The organism is Mesobacillus persicus (assembly GCF_900109925.1).
Taxonomy (GTDB): domain Bacteria; phylum Bacillota; class Bacilli; order Bacillales; family Cytobacillaceae; genus Mesobacillus_B; species Mesobacillus_B persicus.
This window is the reverse complement of sequence record NZ_FOBW01000013.1, coordinates 70574-92398: the sequence shown is the minus strand read 5'-3', so window position 1 is coordinate 92398 and position 21825 is coordinate 70574. Positions and strand designations below refer to the sequence as shown.

Below are 21825 nucleotides of genomic sequence, written 5' to 3'. Positions count from 1 at the left end.
GACTTTATTAGTTACAGCGGGCTTCTTTTTCTATTCTTCTAGCAACGTCTTATGAATCCAAATCGCAGCCTGTGAGCCGTCCCCCATCGCAATCGTCACTTGTTCCGAATGGGCAACAACATCCCCAGCGGCCCATACATGCTCAACATTCGTCTTTTTCGTTCTTGGGTCAACTAAAATATGTTTGTTTTCATGAAGTTCAACCCCTAGCTGTTTAGCAAGTTGTGACTTCACTTCATTGCCACCAAAGGCCACAAAGCCTCGCTCTCCCTTGACTTGTTCGCCGGTTTTAAGCTCGACTCCATTGAAATCGGGTCCATTGGCGATTACCCTTTCGATTGGCGTATTTATATACTTGATGTTTTTATCATGTAATTTCGTTAGAAGTTTCTCGTCCACTTCTGTCTGCTCATGATTGATGTAGATAATGTGTGGGGTCCAATAATGAAGCGTTAATGCCATATTTGCGCCTGGGTTCCCTGACCCCATCACGATTGTCTGACGGTTTGTGACCTCATATCCGTCACAGTCTGGGCAAACATAGACGCTAATTCCAAGGCATGGGCTAAGCTCCTTGAATGGTGGAATTCGATCAACAATTCCTGTTGAAAGGAGCAATCGCTTCGCTTGATAGGTCTTATTAGATTCAGTAGTTATAGTAAAAAGTCCCTCAGCCGTCGTTTCTGCTGCCACCGCACGGTCAACCGCAAACCCTACTCCCAGACTTTTCGCATGCTTCTGTCCAATACTCCGCAGCTCCGGTCCGCTGACTCCATCCGGATATCCTAAAACATTATGATAGCTCTGACAAAGAGTCGACCGCCCATCATTCGCATCAATCACCAAAACCTGATGTTTGTACCGACCTAATTGGATCGCCCCCTGCAAACCAGCAATTCCACCGCCAATAATGACGCAATCATATAGCAAAACCGTCACCTTCCTATTAAAATTGCTTAGTTTTTCGTTTCAAGTGATGTATTTCGGTTATCTTACGCTTTTGGGAGGGATTTATACAGGGATTTTGCTGTTGTTTTGGGGTCGCAGTGAGACGCGTGGAGGGTTATGCATCGATTTTCGTGAGAAATGGATTGATTATTTGGAGTTATGCATTGATTATTGAAAGTTATGCATTCATTATCCGAAGTTATTGAAAAAATGGTGAACAACTTGTGACAAAGAACTATTTATCATAAAAAAACTGCGCCCCACGGAATGGGACGCAGCATGTTGATTATTTTTTCTTACCGTTATTAGTTTTTAATTCTACCTCATAAGTGAAGTCGACCGGTTTTAATTGGTCAGCTGGTGCAGCATAAGATGTAATCATATAATTCTTCCCGTCTTTGAAGAGCTGACGCAATTGCAATGCATCTTCATCAGTGACATTAAACGGATCAACTGTGATTACTTTGTAATTTGTTTTTGCACCTTTCTTTTTACCTACTTCTTTTTCGTTAATGAAGGTAACTGTATACTCAACATATTCGCCTAGCAACTCACTCATTGATATAAAATCCTCAGTTGAACTACCATCATTGGTATAACCAATTTCAGGAATCTCGATATTATCAATGAACCAACCACTATCATTATAGCCCCAATCCGTTAAATAGCGGAAAGAAACTAAAACCTTTTGGCCAGCATATTCACTTAAATCAAAGGTTTCTGTCTGCCAATCTTCATAGTGACCTGTGAAACCTGGTACATTATCTTTAATTTTTGGATAGCCTTCTTCTACAACTTCAGAAGTAGTGTTTTCATTTTCTAAACTAGTCCAAGTTTGCCCATTATCTGTTGACACTTGAACAACACCGAAATCCCAATGTTCTTCAATATCAATGAAGTTATCGAATGTAAGCGTCGCTTCACTCAATCCTGATAAATCTGCTTCAAAAATAAGGGCATGGTCCGCTTCATGACCTTCTCCACCCCACAGAACTTTATTTCCTTCATCTAATGGATCGGAAACTGAAGTCCACGGAAGAGCTAAGAAATCGACTCCATCAAATTCAATTCCAGTAATCTTTTCTTCAAAATCTAACTCTTTAAAGTCACCGCCCCATGCTGGAACGCCTTCCTTTTCAAAGGTTACTGCTTTTTCATAGTCAACCGTTTTTCCACGTTTAGTACCCTCGCCGTCAACAATTAACTCCCGCAAGTCAATGCTATCAAAATTGTATACCCCATTGCCAGGCTTGTCGCTGTCTAAAGCTAGTGCCGTAATAAAGTTCTGATAGAGCTGAGTAAAATCTAAGCTTTCGCCATGAGCTTCAAGTATGTCATTCACACTATCGATACCGGTCGTTGTACTTGTAGCTAGATCACGTATGAACTCTTGTCCAAATTTATCATTCATGTAAAGCGTAAATAAATATACTTGTCCATAGTCAGCAATCGTTTCAGGACCAGTAGTAGCTCCTTGGTGCTCATCCCAATTAGTTATAGAGTTTTCCGGGTGATCAAGGTAAAAGTTAATAGAACCTTCTCCATGACCATAACCTCCTAGGTATTCAGAGAAAGTGGACATTCCTTCATTCAACCATGTTTCTTCTGCACCGTCATTATCAGCATGAATTAAATGCTGAAGCTCATGGATGGTTGTTGCAAAGAAAGTATCCTCTAATCTATCTTCCCAATTATTTGTATCAATTGTAATGATGTTACGGTCCATATAATTTTCTAATGTTTGCCAGAAGAAACCTGCAACAAAGAATGGATAACTTGGATCATAATAACCCTCGTCTTTAACATTATCTACGAGCATGATTACTTTATCGCTACCTTCGTAATAACCTTCTGGTAATCCTACCATTCCTGGAAGGGGTGAATTAGAACCGTCTAGTACATCTGGTGTTCCAAAAAATTCAGTCGCTACTGGATACATATTACTATCAAACTCAGCACGAAGCTTGTCCACTTGTTCTTGTGTAACAACCTGTGCAGGACGTGTATCACCTTCTGGGAAACTAAGGTCATTAGCTACCCAAATTTCAACGTTTTCACCAACACTGCGTAATGTAAACTCTTTAAAGGCCAAATCACGATCTAAGAATAATTTCGTCCCACCATCATATGTAAAAGTACTATCAGCTGATGAAGATTCAGCACTTTCACTTTCATCAAAATTAATTCCTCTAGCCTGCTTTTTCAGCTCAGCCTCAGCCTTCTTCAAAAATTCCTCATCCTGAGCAAGTCTGTTTAACTGCCCATCAATATCAACCCGATCGCCATAACGCTCAACATCCCATTTGGCTGTTGTGGCGGCCTCTGCTTTTTGTCCTGGTACCATTGTCGGAGCGAGTAATGATAATGCCAATGCTCCAGTAGAAAGTATCGATAATAGCTTGTTTTTCTTCATCGGTGTTCTCCTTTCGGGTTACGAATTAATTAGTGGATAAATCGTAACATATACAATATTCAGAAAACAGTGTAAATATGACTATACCAATATCATAAAATTCAGCAAAATTAGCCTCATTCCCTCATAGATAGCAGGATAATATACCTATCCATTATCAATAATTTACCAATAGTCTGTTATATCACACTAATAAAATAGGCCGAAGAAACTAGGCGCTCGACAAAAAAATCATTAGGAAATCGAAATATTTTTTCAATGCGCATGTAATCTTAACCAAGAATATGCTTTTAATACCAACACAGCCTTTGTGATAAACTATTGCTATCAAATATTTGGGAGTTGGATAAAAAGTGAAAGATCAAATCATTAAACGATTTACTTCCTATGTAAAAGTCGATACGCAATCAAATGAAAGTAGCGAAACGTGTCCATCAACACCAGGTCAAATAACACTCGCTAATCAACTAGTCGAAGAATTAATAGCAATCGGCATGGAAGACGTGACAATCGATGAAAATGGGTATGTCATGGCGACTCTGCCGGCAAACACAACCAAAGATGTTCCAACGATTGGCTTCTTAGCCCATGTCGATACCGCGACTGATTTTACAGGAAAGAACGTCAATCCTCAGATTATCGAAAACTACGATGGAAATGACATTACTTTAAACGAAAGCCAGCAGATCTTTCTATCAACCAAGGAGTTTCCTGAGCTCTCTCAATACAAAGGTCACACCCTAATCACGACAGACGGAACCACGCTTCTTGGTGCTGACAATAAAGCTGGGATTGCGGAAATCATGACGGCAATGGACCACCTGATCAAGCATCCTGAAATCAAGCATGGACGAATTCGGGTGGCTTTTACCCCTGATGAGGAAATTGGTAGAGGACCCCACCGTTTTGATGTCAAAGCTTTTGACGCTACATACGCTTATACAATGGATGGCGGCCCACTGGGCGAGCTTGAATATGAGAGCTTTAATGCGGCTGCCGCTAAAATTACAATCAAAGGAAAGAATGTTCATCCTGGTACCGCAAAAGGCAAAATGGTCAACTCCGCCAAGATTGCGATGGAATTAAACAGCCGCCTACCTGTAGAGGAAGCACCAGAACACACGGAAGGCTATGAAGGTTTCTATCATCTTATCTCTTTCCACGGAGACGTTGAAGAAACGAAGCTCGCTTATATCATTCGTGACCATGACCGTGAAAAGTTTGAAGATAGGAAAGCAACGATAACATCCATCGTGGATGACCTCCAAAAGAAATATGGACAAGACCGAATCACCCTTGAAATGAACGACCAGTATTATAATATGAAGGATAAAATTGAACCTGTGAAGCATATTGTCGACCTTGCTCATCAAGCCATGGTCAACCTTGGCATCCAACCTATCGTTAAACCAATTCGCGGTGGCACCGACGGCTCACAGCTCAGCTATATGGGATTGCCAACCCCGAACGTTTTTACCGGTGGAGAGAACTACCACGGACGTTATGAATATATTTCCGTTGATAATATGGAAAAAGCCGTGAACGTCATCATAGAAATCGCCAAATTATTCGAAGAAAAAGCATAAGAAAAAGGCTGACTCAAATGGAACAGAACCATTCGAGTCAGCCTTTTTATTTTTAGAAATATAAAAGATAAATAACTAGCGCCAGTACAATTCGATAAATCGCAAACGGTATAAGTTTTATTCTATTGATTAGTTTCAAAAAGAACCGAATCGAAATCATTGCAAAAACAAATGCGGTAATAAACCCAGTGATAAAGAACGGCAAGGCATCAATCGTAAAATACTGCCAATTCTTAACCAATGAGATGAAGCTTGCCCCGGCCATAATTGGTACAGCCATGATAAAGGTAAAATCAGCGGCTGCCCGGTGGCTCATCCCTAGCAAAACTCCTCCGGAAATCGTTGCACCTGACCGTGAAAACCCTGGCCACAGGGAAAAACACTGAATGAGGCCAACCGTAAACGCTTGTTTATAGCTAATTTGATCCACACTTTCAACCGATGGACCCTTTTTACGAGAAAGGTCTGCGATTATCATAAAAATAGCCCCAACTACTAAGCCGACCAAAACGGTATTAAGAGAAAATAAGTGCTCATCGATATAATCCTCAAATAACAAACCTAGAATCCCAGCTGGTAGGAGCCCGACAATTACTTGAGATAGCTTTAAGCGGCCTTTAGAGTTTTCTTCTCCTCGCGCCCCTAGGCCTAGCATTTCAATAAATCTATTTCTAAAAATAATGACAACGGCCAAAATTGAGCCGAGCTGGATAACAACCTTAAACGTGTTGGCAGCATATTTCCCAAGGAATTCTTTTGATTGGAGCCACATATCATCGACGATAATCATGTGCCCAGTTGAAGAAACTGGGGCGAACTCTGTCAGCCCCTCAACAATACCAAGAATAATCGCTTTTATTAAATCAAAGATCTCAATTGTCATCGTTCTACCTCTTTATGATCAAAATTATTCTTGGCTGCAAAAGTTATTAAACCGTATCTAGTGTAATCGTCACTTTAAATAAATCTCCATCGACCTCAATATCTAATTTCCCTTCATGAAGGTCAACAATCGATTTAGCAATAGCTAATCCCAATCCAGAGCCCTCTGTATGCCTCGACTCATCCCCCCGCTTAAACCGCTCGAACAGCTCATCTACGCTTTCGGCCAATTCATACTTCGTAATATTTTTAAACGTAATCATCGCTTTATCATCCACTTTTTGCAAGGCGATAAAAACTCTCGTATTTTCCAAAGAATACTTTAGAATATTGTTAATCAAATTATCAAAGACACGCCATAACTTTTGACCATCTACAATTGAGTATACTGGTGTTTCCGGGTTTGTCACGCGAAATTTTAGCGTAGTCTGATCTATATCTTCATTATGCTCCGCTAACGCCTGTTGAAGAAGCTGAACTAGATCCACTCGTTCCTTTATGAGCTCGACGCTACCACTGGCCATTTTGGAGGCTTCAAATAAGTCATCGATTAATACCTTCAACCGTTTCGACTTACGATCAATCACTTCAATATAGGCCGCACGGTCAGCCTCACTTAAATCTGGCGTTTTTAAAAGCTCGCTGTAGGTAATGATCGACGTTAACGGTGTACGCAAGTCGTGGCTGACATTTGTAATCAGTTCTGTCTTCATTCGCTCACTTTTAGCCTGTTCATTTTGGGAATTTTTCACTCCATGCTTGAGGACATTGATGTTTCCCGCAAGTCTTCCAAGCACCGACTTCCCCTTTATAGGTAGGTCTGCTCCCATTCTCCCTGCCGCTAACTCATCAGTATTCTCAACAATTTTATTAAAATAACCCGTAAATTTCAGCAAAACAACTAGCGATAATATTCCTACTATCACAAGGATGAAAAGGACCAATACAAAGGCTGGTTGAATCATAACGACAACCGTACAGGCCCCTAATAAAAAGACGCCACTTAATAGAATGAGCATTTGCACACCAATGCTACGGTTTAAAAAGAACGCTCTCAACAGTTCAAACAGTCTACTAATTAAGCTATTCTTCCATTCTTGTTGGAGTTGAGCTACCCTTTTCCAATCCGGTTCTGCACCCTTCTCCCAATCTCTTAGTAGCCATTTCCCTTGGAAGAGTAAGGCAAGCATCAGGAACGTAGCCAATACTATGACAACAAACGTTTCCCCTATTTCAAAGTATAGGATCGTGTCACTGATTAAAAAGAAACTAATCACCACAAAAATTGCTGTTAATCCTGCTAAAACCGCTCTGACGTCAATTGGAATTCGTCCATAATAATGGGTCAATTTCCTTTCTAGTTGTACTGGCATGCTTGCCCATCTTCTTAAAAAGAAACTCAGTATAAGTGCAGCTAGGCTAGCAATAGCAAAGATAATCATCCCAGCTTGCCTTTTTTCATAGTCACTGGACCAGCCTTTTACCACGCTGTTTGCTGCCTTTGACTTTGGTACCGCAATCACGCCTTCAAAGGTCTGTCCTCCATAGACCTCTAAAATGACATCATTATAGTAACCATACACATGGTGCTCTTCCCCAGTTAGATAACCAGTGTCTTTACTAGGGTAATATTGAATAAAATTAGAGTTTTGCTTAGTAATGAGTGCTTCAACAGGCTTATCCTCTATACCGGCTAAATTGGTAACCACTTTTCCTGTCTCTGTATTTTTCAAATAATAACTAAAAGAACCTTTGTATTGATTGTACAGACTACGATAGTCTTTAATATTGTGAAAATATTCATCTACTTGTTCTTCCTTCTCTTTCACAATCTTTTTACGTACGTGGTCGTCATTCTTGAAGTTTTCTGTAATGTCGGCAATTTTTGCATCGCGTTCTGCTCTGTAGATATCGGCTAATTCTTCATTTGCACCTTCTGCGTCTTCAATCTTAAAACGATACTGTTCTTCTATATTGGCTATTTGACTAGCTAAATCACCATATCGTATCCGGTGCTCCTCAACCTCTTCCGCACTTACCGTTATCGCCTTTTTTACTTCTTCCTTTGTCAATCTCTTTAATTCAAAAAGGGATAATAGATCGACAAACTGATAATATTCCTGACGAAACTCATCGGTATGATAGTAATTTTTAAAATACTTTCCACCGGATTTAACGGTTGTAAAAACCCCACTGATTCCAATTGTAAATAGACAGACCACTGCAACTAGTTTTAAAAGTTTATTTCTCGATTTTGTATCCAATTCCCCATACCACCTTTAAATACCTTGGATTTTTCGGGTTGATTTCAATCTTTTCGCGAATTTTACGAATGTGGACGGCAACCGTGTTTTCAGCATTAATGCCAGGTTCTTTCCAGACTCGTTCATAGATTTCGTCAATAGAAAACACACGGCCGGCGTTTTTCATTAATAGTTCAACGATGCGATACTCAATTGGCGTTAGCTTCACGATGTCCCCATTAACGGTGACTTCCTTGGCAATAGGGTCAATGGTTAGTCCGTTTAAATCAATGAGCTTGTTGGCCCCTTCAAACGTCCCTAGCGTTACATACCGCCTTAGTTGTGACTTTACTCGAGCGATTAATTCAAGTGGATTAAAGGGCTTGGTCACATAATCATCCGCACCAACTTGGAGGCCGAGGATTTTATCGGTATCTTCACTTTTGGCGCTGAGCATGATGATGGGGATATTCTTTTCCTCACGAATTTTAAAAGCCGTCGATATGCCATCTTGCCGAGGCATCATTATGTCAAGCACGATTAAATGAATCGTTTGTTCATTTAAAACTTCGATTGCCTCGATACCATCTTGCGCCTTAATCACTGTGATCCCCTCATTCTTAAGATAAATCTCAATGGCATCTCGAATTTCCTTATCATCATCAACAACCAAAACCTTATATGTAGACATGTTCCACTCTCCTGTCCTCAACCTTGTCTTTATTTTAAACAGTAAATCTTAATGAAAGGCGACCATTTTTCTTAAGAGTTTCTTAAGATTGGGGAGGCTAAAGGCTGTTTTCATAAACATTGTTGCTATTGAACAAGGAAAGGTTGATTTCCGCTTCAGGCGCTTGCTTTCCGCGGGGCGGGCGCCTTCCGCTCCAATCAACCGGTTTCATCCAAAGTTCTCATTCACAAAGACTATGTAAAACAACAATCTTTTAGAAAACAGCTTTCTTAAGAGTCAGTTGACTTTTAGTTCGTACATGTTGAGCTTTGCACCTATTTTCCAACCGACTTTGGGCAACAAGACCACCCATTGGTGACCTTTCTCCCTCTTCTTCAACCGACTTAGGGCATCAACACGACTCATTGGTGACCTTTCTCCCTCTTCTTCAACCGACTTAGGGCAACAAGACACCTCATTGGTGACCTTTCTCCCTCTTCTTCAACCCACTTAGGGCACCAAGACACCTCGTTGGTGACCTTTCTCCCCCTTCTTCAACCGACTTAGGGCACCAACCGCGGCTATATGTAAAAAGCAAATCTCAAAAGGTATTCTCAATCACTAACCATTTATTTCATATTAAAATTCACCTCGTGGAGTGATTTTTTGTACAAGTCTTTAATAGGATAGGTTATACATTCTAATGTAAAGGATTTGGAGCGTAATGGGGTTATTAATTATTTTAGTCATGGTGTTATTTTTGCCGTTTACTGTGCAAAAGGTTGAGCGCAATTTAGAGGTTTTTTTATTTGTTATGGGGATTGCTGCTGCAACAGTAAGTGGAATTATGAGCGAAGATTTAATGAAGAAGGCTCTGATTGATCCCATTAGGATTACCATTGCCGTTTTAGTAGCTGGTCTGCTCACAAAATGGTTACATGTCCAGCTTGAAAAATCGATTCAAGCATTAAGTAGAACATTGTCACCGCGCATATTTGCTGGGTTAACAGTCATGGTCTTAGGGCTTGTTTCAAGTTTGATCACGGCCATTATTGCGGCAATTATTCTGGTGATTATTGTGAATGTCCTGCCACTTAATCGTCAATCACGCGTACGTCTTACAATCATTGCTTGTTTTTCCATCGGTCTCGGGGCAGCGTTAACACCCATTGGCGAACCATTATCCACCATCACCGTTGGAAAATTAAATCAAGATTTCTTTTACTTATTTAAACTAATCGGTCCAGAGGTTGTCCTTGCAATTGTAGTATTTGGATTTTTAACAATGATTCTTGTGAATCCACGTAAAAATGCAAAAGGGTTGGACCTAGATCAACAGCCGGAGGGCTACGCCCAAATCCTATTACGGTCCCTTAAAATCTACTTATTTGTCATGGGCCTAACCTTTCTCGGCAACGGCTTCGAACCATTAATCACAACCTATATCCTTGATTTACATCCAACTATTCTCTATTGGGTGAATATGCTTTCAGCCGTTTTAGACAATGCAACGCTCGCTGCAGCTGAAATTAGCCCAGCAATGGATTCTGACACGATTCAAGCAATTTTACTCGGGCTGCTTATTAGCGGTGGAATGCTCATTCCTGGAAACATCCCAAATATCATTGCAGCCGGTAAATTGAATATTACAAGTAAGGAATGGGCCCAGTTTGCTGTACCACTTGGATTAAATACAATGGCCATCTATTTTCTCATATTATTTATTTTATATTAACCCTGTATTCTTTGGGATTCTTGTTAAAATCCTGAAGCTGATATTACTAATCAAAAAAGGTCATTTTGAAACTGGTTTAACTTCGAAAACAGTTCTTGGATAAATTCATAAAATACCACTTCTGTTGGAAGAAGCTTTCGCTCACTTGGTATAATAATGCCCACTGTACGGCTAATTTCAGGCTTAACCAATCGCTTCTTTACCGTTAGCCGTGGAAGGCTATCTACTAATGTGATTTCAGGGATAAGCGCGATTCCAAGGCCTGCAGAAACCAAACCCTTAATCGCGTCGATGTCCTTGCCCACAAAGCTTACTGTCGGTTGAAAACCCTGTTGCTCACAAGCATCAACAATCATGTCATGCAAAATGAACCCCTTTGGAAACAAAATAAATGAATCATTTCGAAGCTGGTCTAATTCAATATAGGGGAGTTCTGCTAAAGGATGATTTACTGGCAGCAAGGCTACAATTTTTTCTGTAAATAAGGTCTTCCCAGTGATTTTTTTTCCGTGTTTTGGAACTGGACCTATTAAGGCCAAGTCAAAATCTCCCTTTATCACACCTTCAGTTAACTCATGATAGGAACCTTGATTTAGCTGAAATTTTACATTCGGATATCGTTCCCTAAAGGCAGATATGGTTGTTGGTAGTGTATATGCAGCCAAACTACTTGGAAACCCTATCCGGATGGTCCCGCGTTCAGGGTCAAGATAGTCACTAATTTCTCCTTTGGCATTTTCAATGACTTTTTTTACCTGTTCCATATGCTCTAAAAAGTTCCTCCCGATTGGAGTTAACCGCACATTTCTTCCTTCCCTAATGAATAGCTCAACCCCTAGTTCTGATTCAAGGTTAAAGATTTGTCTACTCACTGCTGACTGTGCAACATGTAAATTTAAAGCCGCCTCCGTCACATGCTCCCGCTTTGCTACTTCAATAAAATACTCAATTTGTCTTAGCTCCAATTTACTCACCTCTCTATTAATCATCTCACATCGGCATCATTTTCATCTACTATTTATATTGATTAGATCAATAAATAGTTTTATAATTCTGCATATTAAAAACTAATTTTTTCCTTATCAGGTCACATATATACTTTTCATAAAACAAGGGAGGAACCTAAAAATGACAATGATGGTAAACAATACCCCAACATCCGAATTACAGGCAGCAAAGAAATATGTAGAAGAAGTATATGAAGCAGTAAAAAAGCGGAATCCCCATGAGCAGGAGTTTCTCCAAGCAGCAAAAGAGGTTTTTGATTCACTTATCCCAATCTTCGCCAAATACCCACAATATATCGAACACAATATTTTAGAAAGAATTTCCGAGCCAGAGCGTATGATTACATTCCGAGTTCCTTGGGTTGATGATCAAGGAAATGTACAAGTAAACCGTGGTTTTCGTGTGCAATTTAGTAGTTCCATCGGACCTTATAAAGGCGGCCTACGCTTCCACCCTTCTGTTAATGCCAGTATTATTAAGTTTTTAGGATTCGAACAAGTCTTTAAAAACTCTTTAACAGGCTTACCAATCGGCGGTGGTAAAGGTGGCTCTGACTTTGATCCGAAGGGCAAATCAGACGGAGAAGTGATGCGTTTTACGCAAAGCTTTATGAGTGAGCTTTATCGCCACATCGGCCAAGATACTGATGTTCCAGCTGGAGATATCGGTGTCGGTGCACGTGAAATTGGTTATTTGTTTGGTCAGTATAAAAAAATCCGCGGCGGCTATGAGGCTGGAATCCTAACAGGGAAAGCCCCTATTTATGGCGGTAGTCCAGCACGCCCTGAAGCAACAGGTTATGGAACCGTTTATTTCGTTGAAGAGATGCTTGCTGACAAAGGATTAGGCTTCAAGGACCATACAGTCGTCGTTTCAGGTTCCGGAAACGTCTCTATCTATGCGATCGAAAAAGCCTATCAGCTAGGTGCAAAGGTTATCGCTTGTAGTGACTCAAATGGCTATATATATGATCCTAGTGGCATCAAACTTGATACCGTTAAGCGCTTAAAAGAAATTGAAAGAAGACGCATTAGCGATTATGTACTAGAGCACCCAGAGGCAGAGTATTATGAAGGTTGCACAGGAATCTGGTCCATCCCTTGTGATATTGCCTTACCATGTGCGACGCAAAATGAAATTGACGAAGTTGCAGCTAAGACATTAGTTGAAAATGGCGTGAAGGCAATTGGTGAGGGCGCTAATATGCCATCTACCCTAGAAGCTATCGATGTATTCTTAGAAAACAAGGTACTGTTTGGACCAGCTAAAGCTGCAAATGCTGGTGGTGTAGCAGTATCGGCACTTGAGATGTCACAGAATAGCATGAGAATGTCTTGGACTTTTGAAGAGGTCGATGAAAAGCTACAGACCATCATGAAAAATATCTACCAAAACAGCAAGGTTGCAGCTGAAGAGTTTGGCCAACCAGATAATCTTGTGATGGGCGCCAATATCGCTGGCTTTATCAAGGTTGCTGACGCTATGATTGCTCAGGGAGTTATTTAAATTCAAATTCAAAAGGGTGGATATCCAATTCGGATTCCACCCTTTTTATATGCATTATGATTGCTTTCGAATAAAACAAACCTTCAAATAATCCCCTTCTGGAAAGGCTTTAATGGTTCTAAAGTCTTCTGGCAAAGAAAACTCCTCCATGAGGCTATATTGTTCATTGCTTTCCTTAAAGGCTGTTTTGATAAATCCTTTAAATTTATTCATGTCAAAATTGCTAGCGTTGGTTGAAGCGACAATGACACCGTTTTTCTCCGTAATCGCAATCGCTTCTTTTAACAAGTCCTTATAATCCTTCTCCGCACTAAAGACAAATTTCTTCGATCGTGCAAAGCTTGGTGGATCAAGAATAACCATATCAAACTTTAGGTTTTTCTTTACTGCGTATTTGAAGTACTTGAAAACATCCATGACAAGAATATCTTGCTCCTCGGCATCAATGCCGTTGATGCTAAACTGTTCTTGTGTCTTCGGAAGGCTACGGTTAGCTAGATCCACACTGGTCGTTTTTGAAGCCCCTCCTAAGGCCGCTGCGACAGAAAAGGCGCCTGTATAAGAGAAGGTATTAAGAACCGTCTTCCCGTTGGCATATCGGTCGCGTATCGTCCTTCTAACGTCCCTCTGGTCCAGGAAGACACCCACCATCGCACTTTCATTAAGGTAAACAGCATAATTGACCCCATTTTCCTTAACAATTACCGGGAATTCGCCTCGCTCACCCGTAACAAAGTCATCTTCTTCAATGTACTGGCCCTTCGTATCAAAACGCTTTTTCTGATAAATTGCTTTAAACTCTACTAATTCTTTTAAAGCACCAATAATTAACTCCTTAAAAGTATAAATCCCTTCGCTGTACCAATTAAATAAGTAATAGCCAGCAAAGTATTCAATGGTTACACCGCCAATGCCATCGCCTTCTCCGTTAAAAACACGAAAAGCAGTTGTATCTAGCTGATCGTAAAAATGCTGTCTCCGTTTAATCGCTTCCTGGAGCTTTTGCTTAAAGAAGTCCTGATTAAACTGCTCTTGTTCATTTCTAGTCAATACCCAACCATAGCCTTTATTTTGTTTTCCATAATAGCCTTTAGCAAGAAACTGCATCCGTTCATCAACAAGCTTGACGATTGAACCTTCTTCATTCACATCTTTCAAATTGACGATTGCTTCCTTAAAAATAAGCGGATAGCCACTTTTGTACTTATTTGCATACTTTGACTTCACTGTTAAACGATATTCCATTTGTTCCGTCCAATCTTATAGATTTTACTTGCCATTATACCGTTTTATAAGGATATCTCCAACTTCCACATTTGTTCAATAAAGACCACCTATTTTAAAATTAACGGGCTCGGATTTCGAATACAAAAACTAAATTACGAGTCCCATTAGCAACGGAATTAGACTGCTACCTTTTATTGATGATATATATTATGGGGATTAATTGTATAAATAAGGGGAGCTTTTCCCGTTATCCTGCAGAATAGGGCTAGGTTCGGGGGAAATAAGGGGAGTTTTTCCCGCTAAGGCAAAGGAAAGTGGTCCATTTTGATGTTTTTCAAGTAAATAGGGGGAATTCTTCCCTCTATTTACTCTATTTTTCGTGCTATTTCATAAATAAGAGGAATTTCTCCCCTTATTTTTGTAGTTTATTTGCTGACAATTCTTGAAGGTTTGTAAACCGCTAACCGGTGTTTTCTTGGGATGAAAAAAGCTTGGAGAATGTCTCCAAGCTTTTCCCTTTCCTAATTTTCTAGCCAGATTGCTTTTCAATTTTGGTGCGATTTACTATACGAAAAATCAAAAATCCTACTTATTCATATTCGCCAAAAACCCGCCGAGGAGGTCATCTGCGTCTTCTTCATTTTCATTCTCATCGGGTTCATCCTTTGATGACGCTTGCTCTTGTAGCGCTGTTTCCCAATCAAAGTCCATAAGGTCGTCTTCAAAGGTATCAGATTCAGCTACAACCTGTTCAAGCTCTTCTTCTGGTTTAAAAGGAGCTGAATTCTCCTGAAATTCCTCTTGAAGGTATAAGGCCTCATTGATGTCGAGGGATTTGCTATTCAAGGTAGCAAGGATTGCGGCTGCCCTTACTGGGTCGGCGAGCAACTGATAAACAATCGTTCCCAACATCGCTTCAGAATGAGAATGTTTCAGCCAGTTTCGTTGTTCCTTCGTTAATTGCTTCGGAAGTGGAATCGTAACGGACTCTTTTTCTTTAGCAAAGCTATTTCCGACGCCTTCAATAGCAAACTCGGCGATTTTACTAGAAAAGTTACGTTTCTCCGTTTCCTTAAGCCGCTGAAACTGCTTTAAGATATGGTCAGGGGTATCGGAAGGGAGGCGGAAGGTAATCGCCTGCCCCCTCTGGATGCCAGTTATTCCCTTGTTATCCATGAAATCACCTTAATCTTACTTATTTGCAGATTGTTTTACAGGTTCTTTGGCTACTTTGCTTGCTGCTTTCTCTGTTTTACGTACAAAGTCAGAGATCAATTTATAATAAGCATTAGCCATCATCCAGATGCTTTCCTTCTCATCTTCAAAGAACTCGATGTTGTAGCCATCTAGATTATTGTTAAGCGTCTTAAGGTACTCTTTCAAAACCATAGAACCACCACCAACAAAGTAGCAGATCTCAGTTTGGGAGTTTTTCTGCCAAACATTACGCAAATGACGATATTGCTTCTTCGCCAAATCTACTAAAATACGATCTGTAATATCATGTACACTTGTCCGGCTACCCCTAACCATAATATGGTTGCGGTCATTTTTTCTTGTGATGATGTCGACAACATCACGACGGCTGTCGAGTTCAATTCCATGCTTAGATCTAATTTCTTCTCTGATTGCCTCTAAAGCCTCAGCTACACCAAGGTTAAAACCCTGTGCTTTATCATCATCTACATTACGGTTTTTAATCACAGCGATATCTGTAGATAATCCACCAATATCTTGGATTAAAATATTTTTATCAATTAAATCACGGTTAATGATGTTTAAATCATTGTCCATTACTAGATTGATATACGCAGCAAAGCCCTCCGGGTAAACTTTCACTTGATCAAACTTAATATTTACTTTTAATCCTTGATATTTAGGTGTAACTAAGAACTCTACTTGGTGGACAGATCCTAGAAGCTGTGAGCGATATCCCACGTCTTTTCCTTCTTTTACTTCACGTAATGGAAGACCTGTTCCTAATGTATAGTTCGCATCAACCACATTATTATTTCTTTTGAAAATAGAAGCATTTTCTTCTCTAACAGCATCTAATGCTAACGAAGCAAAGAGCATAACAAGTGTTTGGTCTTCTTCAGACTTGCTGCTTCCTGGATCTAGTTCACTAGCATTATCACTTTTCGTAGCCAAGTCACCCACACGATAAATCGCATTATTATCCATTAGGGCAGGGGAGTGTACTCTAATATGAATTCCATCGATTGGATTCTTTTCATTTAAATCTTCAATTCCAATGACAGGACGATCTGCGGTATCCCTTGCAATCACATTCGGTATGTAAAGCTCATAGTCTAATTTTCCAAAGACTGCTTTCACAGCATCATTTCCAACGTCAACAGCACAAATTCTACTAATACTCATTCTATCAATCCTCTCAATAAAAATAATTCTATTATTTACAGATTATAGTAAGATACCCAATTGGTCAATCCTACTTTAGTTGTATTCATTTTTGTATACAAAACAAACAAAAACGTACACAAGTATACAAACGTGTACACATCCCTATAAATCAACATGTGTACACGTTTGTATACTTGTAAACACTATTGTAAACATAAAGATTACATTTTGTGTACATGTATACATATATGTACACATTGGTTTTATACCCACTTACTTCCATTTTATCTCTCTAAAGTCCCCTCCCCTACCTACGAAAGGTAGACACACCTCTGCTCCATATAGTTGGAGCAAACCAGAATAAAAGAGAACTAGACAAGCTAATTGGTTACCTTATCAAGCTATATTGATCCTTTAAGGAACAGTCGTATAACTTAAAGCCCCCTGCCCTCTTTAAATTAGATGGGTATTTTTATCGAAATTTTTGATATGATGTCTATATTAGTCGTTTTATAGGGGGGACCAACATGAGAAAGAAAAACGAGTCTAAGAGAACCACACATGAAGTTCACTCAGGTCTTCATGAAACAGCTGCAACAATAGCTTTAGAGAATACTAGAAGGCGCCCTACCCTTTTCCCATTCTTAAAGTTTAAATTGACCCTTCGTATCCTAAGCATTGTCACGATTCTTTTGCTTATAAGCAGCTTAGGTTTATTTACTTACACAAAATTATTTGCAGGCACCAGCTATAAATCTGAAACTTTCAGTATGGTAGAAAGCGTACAGGATCTAGCCACGCTCGCAACTGCCGAGGCGTATGTCACAACAGTTCTTAAAGAGGAAGATAATAAATTATTTAACAAGGATATCTCTGTTAATTTACCAGGGACAAAACGCACCTTGCTGTTGATAGTTCCCGCTACAGTATTAGCTGGAGTTGATTTACAACTAGTTTCAGTTGAGAACATGACTGTGAATGAAGAGACCAAGGAAATCTCACTGACGATTCCCCGTGCCCAGTTAGTACAGGAGCCATCCATTCAGATGGACAAGATTCAAACCTATTCGGAAGAAGGCTTGTTTAGAAGTGAAGTCCAGTGGGATGAGGGCTTTGACCTTGCAGCTAAAGCCAAACAACAAATAGAGCTAGAGGCAATTGAGTTAGGAGTATTAACTAAGGCGGAGGAAAGTGCGGTTCAAGTACTCCAATCCTTTTTCGAGCAGCTAGGTTATAGCTCTCAGATAGAGTTTGAGTAGAAATTAAAAAGGCTGTTTTCGTAAAGATTGTTGTAGAAAAGAGCCCTAAAAAAAGACAAGTAGAACCCGATTCACCTGGGGACCACTTGTCTTTTTCCTTTCACTCTATATATTCAATTAACGAACGCTCATCTTTAACTAATATTTTCTTATTCCCTACTAACGAGATTAGGCCTAAATCTTCGAATTTACCTAGCTTGCGGCTAATCGTTTCTCTCGTAACACCTACATAACTAGCAATTTCCTCGCGAGTAATCGGTAGTGAAATCAGGATCCCTTCTTTCACCTCAGTACCGAATTTATCACAATACTCCACAATCATTTGTGCAATCCGAACCTCTGGATCCTTTGTTGCGAGGCTTTGTGCTAAGTTTTCTGTATGTGCTAATCTTCTAGTTACTTCCTTTAATAACTTTATCGCAATATCCGGATGTGCGGACATAATAACGTCGATATCATCCTTTGTTAAAACACAAATCTCTGTATCATCAATCGCATATGCTGTAAAATTATTTACCTCTTCAGTATTAAAGAGGTTCATTTCGCCAAAGAAGTCCCCACAAGTCATGATATCAAGGATCTGCTCTTTCCCATTCACAGTAAATTTAGAGCGTTTTACTTGGCCCTTATTTATGATGAAGAGTTTATCCGATTTTTCCCCTTCATGAATGAGTGCTTGACCTTTTTTAAACTGCTTCTGGCTAACCATTCTTGTTATTTTTAAGATTTCTTTATCAGATAAAGAGATAAATATAGGTACTTTCCGGGGACATGGTCCACTATCACTATATTGGTCACACCGTGTACAGCTATGCTCTTTCATTTTTATCACCTAATAAAAGATATATTTTTTAAAAATGTCACCATTAACCAAAATATAGCATGCTACAAGGGTCGTTGGAGTGACCTATATCACCTTAATAGGTAACACAATCAGGGGTTTGTAGAATATTGTTCGATTCTCGGAGTTTATGCATTAATTTTTAGCAGGTTTGCATCGATTATTGAAAGTTATCGATCGATTCTCAGGAGTTATGGAAAAAATCGTGACCATCCTGTGACAACCCCAACATTACCTCCCCCCCCTGCCTCTTTCGTCCACCAAAAAAGGTATACTAGATAATAACTATCCATCACTTCCTCAAAATGCGTTCTATCTACAGCATACATCTAGCAAATAAGAACATCTGATAAAAAAAAACCAAAACAACCGAATGAGTTTTTCAAGATATTGCTCGGTATTCCTCATCTTAGTTGTGTATAATGAAACTCATAAAGTTAATCATTTAATAGACATGTTTTAGAAAAACTGGAGTGAACTTACATATGAAAACAAATAAGGCATTACCTATCCTATTTGCGGTTATGTTCCTTGTGATGGTTGGGTTTGGCATCATTATCCCGGTCTTGCCCTTTTATGCTGAGGAAATTGGTGCATCACCGACACAATTGGGATTATTAATGGCTGTTTATTCGTTCATGCAACTTCTTTTTGCACCTGTTTGGGGTAGGATTTCGGATAAAATTGGTCGAAAACCTGTCATTATGATTGGAATTTTAGGTCTTTCCTTATCTTTCTTAATGATGGCTTGGTCTACAGAATTATGGATGCTCTTTGCGGCTAGAATCGTTGGTGGAATTCTTTCCTCCGCAAATATGCCGACAGTCATGGCCTATGTAGCAGACATTACCTCCCCTGAGGACCGGGGGAAAGGAATGGGAATCATTGGGGCAGCCACAGGACTTGGCTTTATCTTTGGACCAGCTATTGGAGGGGTTTTCTCAGAGCAGAGTTTAAATCTTCCTTTTTATCTTGCTGCAGCCTCTTCTTTGCTAACGTTTTTCTTTGTGATGGTGGTTTTAAAAGAATCCTTAACGCCAGAACAAAGGAAAGTTCAGGAAACAGGAAAAAAGCCATCCTTAATCGAAGCATTAAAGGGGCCAAACTCCATTCTATTTATCCTGCAACTGTTTGTGTCCCTGTCGCTTGCAGGATTAGAAGCTACATACGCCTATTTTGCAGCGGCAACTGCGGGACTAGAAGCCGTGCAGCTTGGCTATATTTTCATGATTATGGGATTAGCTCAGGCCTTTGTTCAAGGGGGCTTGGTAGGAAAACTAACGAAGAGGTTTGGAGAAGGCTTTGTTATACAGCTTGGGATTGTGATTTCAGCCATTGGGTTTAGTCTGATTCTATTTACAGAGAACTTCTTTACAGCTGCTCTATTTTTAACGATTTTTGGGATTGGAAATGGCTTCATTCGCCCTGGTGTATCTTCGTTATTAACGAAAACATCGTCCGCGGGACATGGGAGTGTAACAGGGCTTTTATCTTCTTTCGATTCCCTTGGAAGAATTATTGGTCCACCACTTGGGGGATTGCTCTTCTCAATCACAATCGGATTACCTTATCTATCTGGAATGTTTTTATCTATTATTGCGTTAATGTTCTATCAGATTTACAGGGTGCGGATGAGAAAACTACAGTTTTAGAATTAATGAAAGGGTAGCAGTTTCTGCTACCCTTTTTCATGCTATGAAAGAAATAATCGCAATTCCAATAATCGCTACTATCGATAAATGTAACCCATTCGTACTTAGTCCTAAGCGAAATCCGGATATCCCAGAAAACCGGCTAATCATCAGATTTAACCCGGAAAAGGGACTTAATGCGGTTGAAACGACCCAGGTCAATAATAAGAGCATCGCCAAGCCAATATCGGTCATCCCCAACTCTGCTGCATTCAACTGCATCGCTAACGCTCCAATGGCAGCAATCTGGTGAATTCCAATATAAGTAATTGCCAGGACAATCAGCATCACGGCAATGGCAAATAAGAAAAACGACTGGTTGGCCAGAACGGCTAAATAGGAACTCACTTTATTGGCAAAACTCGTTCCCTGCAAGGCAAATGCCAGCATTCCTGCACTCATAAATAGCATAATCTCATTGTTCATCATCGGTACGGTTCGATCCCGGAAGTCTACCAATAGAGGCCGCATTGCTTCACGATTGGCTGGTTTAATGGCAAAAAAGATTGGAATAATAGAAGAAAGCAAACAAACAATGACAATCATTGACCAATTTGTCAGTTGCTCTATGAAAAGACAAGTACTCATAAGCAGAACAACAAAGAAACCTAATTTCATCAAGTTCGCCCGGTGCTTACGTTCCAAATTAACGACGGCATTGGCTTCGATCTTGAGAGGGTGACGCTTTTCCCAAAAGGCAAATAAAACATTTCCAACGATTAAGGATAACAAGGATAAACCTAGACCATATAAAATATATTCACTGAACGGAACATTTAAGTAATGAAGCACCAATGAGACAGAAGCAAAGTAAGGCGACCACGTCAGTGCCGTCGTAAAACCGACTAAGTAACCCTTTGCAGAGATTGCTGAAGGCAGCTTTAAATCCTCAATAAACTCATTAAGGATTCGTACAGAAGCTAAGCTTAAAATCGGTGTTAAAAAAAATAATGTCCCGGTAATCCCTGCATATAATTTCTTAGGTTGGTTTAATAATTTACGTAGTAAAATCGAAACAGACTCAAAGTATCCGCTGATTTTAAGCGGGATTGATAGTAATGGGGCCAGTGTAATCAAACAGATGAGCGGAAGGATTAAGAATATTCCTTGATTGATTCCTTCAATTCCGGTGCCTTTATTCCATTCTATCACCATTCCCGTTGTCATCATGATGGCACCTAACAGACGTGGGAAGCGATCCGCCCTCCCAGCACTACCAGCAAATGCAAGCAATGCCATGATGACCACCAAATATTGAAGCCAATGTAGTTGAGCAAAGTATTGAGTAATAAATACAGCACACATGCCTAAAACAAGGTAACTCCTCATGACCATTCTCCCCCATGTATCCAACGAACCTTTATCTTTTTATCGTAATTCCAAACGATATACTTTACAATCCATTTCTTTCCTTATTAGTAAAAATACCAATTTTACCTATACCCACACTTT

The 21825-nt window shown here is 39.8% G+C and carries 16 protein-coding genes; 5 read left to right on the top strand and 11 right to left on the bottom strand.

All coding sequences use genetic code 11. The annotated features are described in order from the left end of the window. Positions 1-30 precede the first annotated feature (30 nt). Together BMX30_RS17020 and BMX30_RS17015 are read right to left on the bottom strand one after the other, a co-directional pair. Positions 31-930 carry an NAD(P)/FAD-dependent oxidoreductase gene (locus BMX30_RS17020; RefSeq protein WP_090748509.1) on the bottom strand — a complete coding sequence of 300 codons (900 nt, stop codon included), beginning with the start codon at positions 928-930 and terminating at the stop codon, positions 31-33. 304 nt (positions 931-1234) lie between these two features. Then, complete coding sequence (locus BMX30_RS17015; protein ID WP_090748507.1) at positions 1235-3361, bottom strand: immune inhibitor A domain-containing protein; 2127 nt, start codon at positions 3359-3361, stop codon at positions 1235-1237. Between the two features lie 353 nt (positions 3362-3714). Between BMX30_RS17015 and pepT the strand changes: the two genes are divergently transcribed. Continuing rightward, a complete protein-coding gene (gene pepT / locus BMX30_RS17010; RefSeq protein ID WP_090748504.1) occupies positions 3715-4947 on the top strand; it encodes a peptidase T in 1233 nt (410 codons plus the stop codon). Positions 4948-4999: 52 nt separating this feature from the next. Here pepT and BMX30_RS17005 read toward each other — a convergent pair whose 3' ends face one another. From BMX30_RS17005 to BMX30_RS16995, 3 genes are read right to left on the bottom strand one after another with little or no spacing between them, the layout of a single operon-like run. Then, positions 5000-5830 (bottom strand): undecaprenyl-diphosphate phosphatase, encoded by an 831-nt coding sequence (locus BMX30_RS17005; RefSeq protein ID WP_170843921.1) that lies wholly within the window; start codon positions 5828-5830, stop codon positions 5000-5002. A 46-nt stretch (positions 5831-5876) separates the two neighbouring features. Continuing rightward, positions 5877-8093, bottom strand: a complete 2217-nt coding sequence (locus BMX30_RS17000; RefSeq protein WP_090748501.1) for a sensor histidine kinase — start codon at positions 8091-8093, stop codon at positions 5877-5879. Then, positions 8071-8763, bottom strand: coding sequence for a response regulator transcription factor (locus tag BMX30_RS16995; protein WP_090748498.1), 693 nt, complete (start codon positions 8761-8763; stop codon positions 8071-8073). Before BMX30_RS16995 ends, BMX30_RS17000 begins: the two co-directional genes overlap by 23 nt. A gap of 703 nt (positions 8764-9466) precedes the next feature. On the opposite strand from BMX30_RS16995, the gene BMX30_RS16990 reads away from it, so the two are divergent. Next, positions 9467-10477: a DUF1646 family protein gene (locus BMX30_RS16990; RefSeq protein WP_090748495.1), complete on the top strand. Its 1011-nt coding sequence runs from the start codon at positions 9467-9469 to the stop codon at positions 10475-10477. 50 nt (positions 10478-10527) lie between these two features. Here the strand turns inward: BMX30_RS16990 and gltC are convergent, their stop codons facing one another. After that, entirely contained in the window at positions 10528-11442 is a 915-nt protein-coding gene (gene gltC / locus BMX30_RS16985) for a glutamate biosynthesis transcriptional regulator GltC (protein WP_090748492.1), read from the bottom strand. Positions 11443-11611: 169 nt separating this feature from the next. On the opposite strand from gltC, the gene gdhA reads away from it, so the two are divergent. After that, positions 11612-12991, top strand: coding sequence for an NADP-specific glutamate dehydrogenase (gene gdhA, locus BMX30_RS16980; protein ID WP_090748627.1), 1380 nt, complete (start codon positions 11612-11614; stop codon positions 12989-12991). A 54-nt stretch (positions 12992-13045) separates the two neighbouring features. Here the strand turns inward: gdhA and BMX30_RS16975 are convergent, their stop codons facing one another. From BMX30_RS16975 to BMX30_RS16965, 3 genes are all read right to left on the bottom strand, one after another. Further along, a complete protein-coding gene (locus BMX30_RS16975; protein ID WP_090748489.1) occupies positions 13046-14236 on the bottom strand; it encodes a class I SAM-dependent rRNA methyltransferase in 1191 nt (396 codons plus the stop codon). Positions 14237-14803: 567 nt separating this feature from the next. Further along, positions 14804-15394, bottom strand: a complete 591-nt coding sequence (locus BMX30_RS16970; protein WP_090748486.1) for a hypothetical protein — start codon at positions 15392-15394, stop codon at positions 14804-14806. A 15-nt stretch (positions 15395-15409) separates the two neighbouring features. Beyond that, positions 15410-16600, bottom strand: coding sequence for a ParM/StbA family protein (locus tag BMX30_RS16965; RefSeq protein WP_090748483.1), 1191 nt, complete (start codon positions 16598-16600; stop codon positions 15410-15412). Between the two features lie 509 nt (positions 16601-17109). On the opposite strand from BMX30_RS16965, the gene BMX30_RS16960 reads away from it, so the two are divergent. Continuing rightward, entirely contained in the window at positions 17110-17841 is a 732-nt protein-coding gene (locus BMX30_RS16960) for a DUF4230 domain-containing protein (RefSeq protein ID WP_090748480.1), read from the top strand. 100 nt (positions 17842-17941) lie between these two features. Here BMX30_RS16960 and BMX30_RS16955 read toward each other — a convergent pair whose 3' ends face one another. Beyond that, positions 17942-18664 carry a Crp/Fnr family transcriptional regulator gene (locus tag BMX30_RS16955; protein WP_090748477.1) on the bottom strand — a complete coding sequence of 241 codons (723 nt, stop codon included), beginning with the start codon at positions 18662-18664 and terminating at the stop codon, positions 17942-17944. Between the two features lie 503 nt (positions 18665-19167). Here BMX30_RS16955 and BMX30_RS16950 point away from each other — a divergent pair. Then, positions 19168-20334, top strand: a complete 1167-nt coding sequence (locus BMX30_RS16950; protein WP_090748475.1) for an MFS transporter — start codon at positions 19168-19170, stop codon at positions 20332-20334. A gap of 36 nt (positions 20335-20370) precedes the next feature. On the opposite strand, the gene BMX30_RS16945 is transcribed toward BMX30_RS16950, so the two are convergent. After that, positions 20371-21702, bottom strand: coding sequence for a hypothetical protein (locus BMX30_RS16945; RefSeq protein ID WP_090748472.1), 1332 nt, complete (start codon positions 21700-21702; stop codon positions 20371-20373). Positions 21703-21825 lie beyond the last annotated feature (123 nt).

Excerpts from the sequence above, each read along its gene's own strand:
- BMX30_RS17015 (WP_090748507.1), bottom strand. The coding sequence starts at position 3,361 with ATGAAGAAAAACAAGCTATTATCGATACTTTCTACTGGAGCATTGGCA.
- BMX30_RS17005 (WP_170843921.1), bottom strand. The coding sequence starts at position 5,830 with ATGACAATTGAGATCTTTGATTTAATAAAAGCGATTATTCTTGGTATT.
- BMX30_RS16995 (WP_090748498.1), bottom strand. The coding sequence starts at position 8,763 with ATGTCTACATATAAGGTTTTGGTTGTTGATGATGATAAGGAAATTCGA.
- BMX30_RS16990 (WP_090748495.1), top strand. The coding sequence starts at position 9,467 with ATGGGGTTATTAATTATTTTAGTCATGGTGTTATTTTTGCCGTTTACT.
- gdhA (WP_090748627.1), top strand. The coding sequence starts at position 11,612 with ATGATGGTAAACAATACCCCAACATCCGAATTACAGGCAGCAAAGAAA.
- BMX30_RS16975 (WP_090748489.1), bottom strand. The coding sequence starts at position 14,236 with ATGGAATATCGTTTAACAGTGAAGTCAAAGTATGCAAATAAGTACAAA.
- BMX30_RS16970 (WP_090748486.1), bottom strand. The coding sequence starts at position 15,394 with ATGGATAACAAGGGAATAACTGGCATCCAGAGGGGGCAGGCGATTACC.
- BMX30_RS16965 (WP_090748483.1), bottom strand. The coding sequence starts at position 16,600 with ATGAGTATTAGTAGAATTTGTGCTGTTGACGTTGGAAATGATGCTGTG.
- BMX30_RS16960 (WP_090748480.1), top strand. The coding sequence starts at position 17,110 with ATGAGAAAGAAAAACGAGTCTAAGAGAACCACACATGAAGTTCACTCA.
- BMX30_RS16955 (WP_090748477.1), bottom strand. The coding sequence starts at position 18,664 with ATGAAAGAGCATAGCTGTACACGGTGTGACCAATATAGTGATAGTGGA.
- BMX30_RS16950 (WP_090748475.1), top strand. The coding sequence starts at position 19,168 with ATGAAAACAAATAAGGCATTACCTATCCTATTTGCGGTTATGTTCCTT.
- BMX30_RS16945 (WP_090748472.1), bottom strand. The coding sequence starts at position 21,702 with ATGAGGAGTTACCTTGTTTTAGGCATGTGTGCTGTATTTATTACTCAA.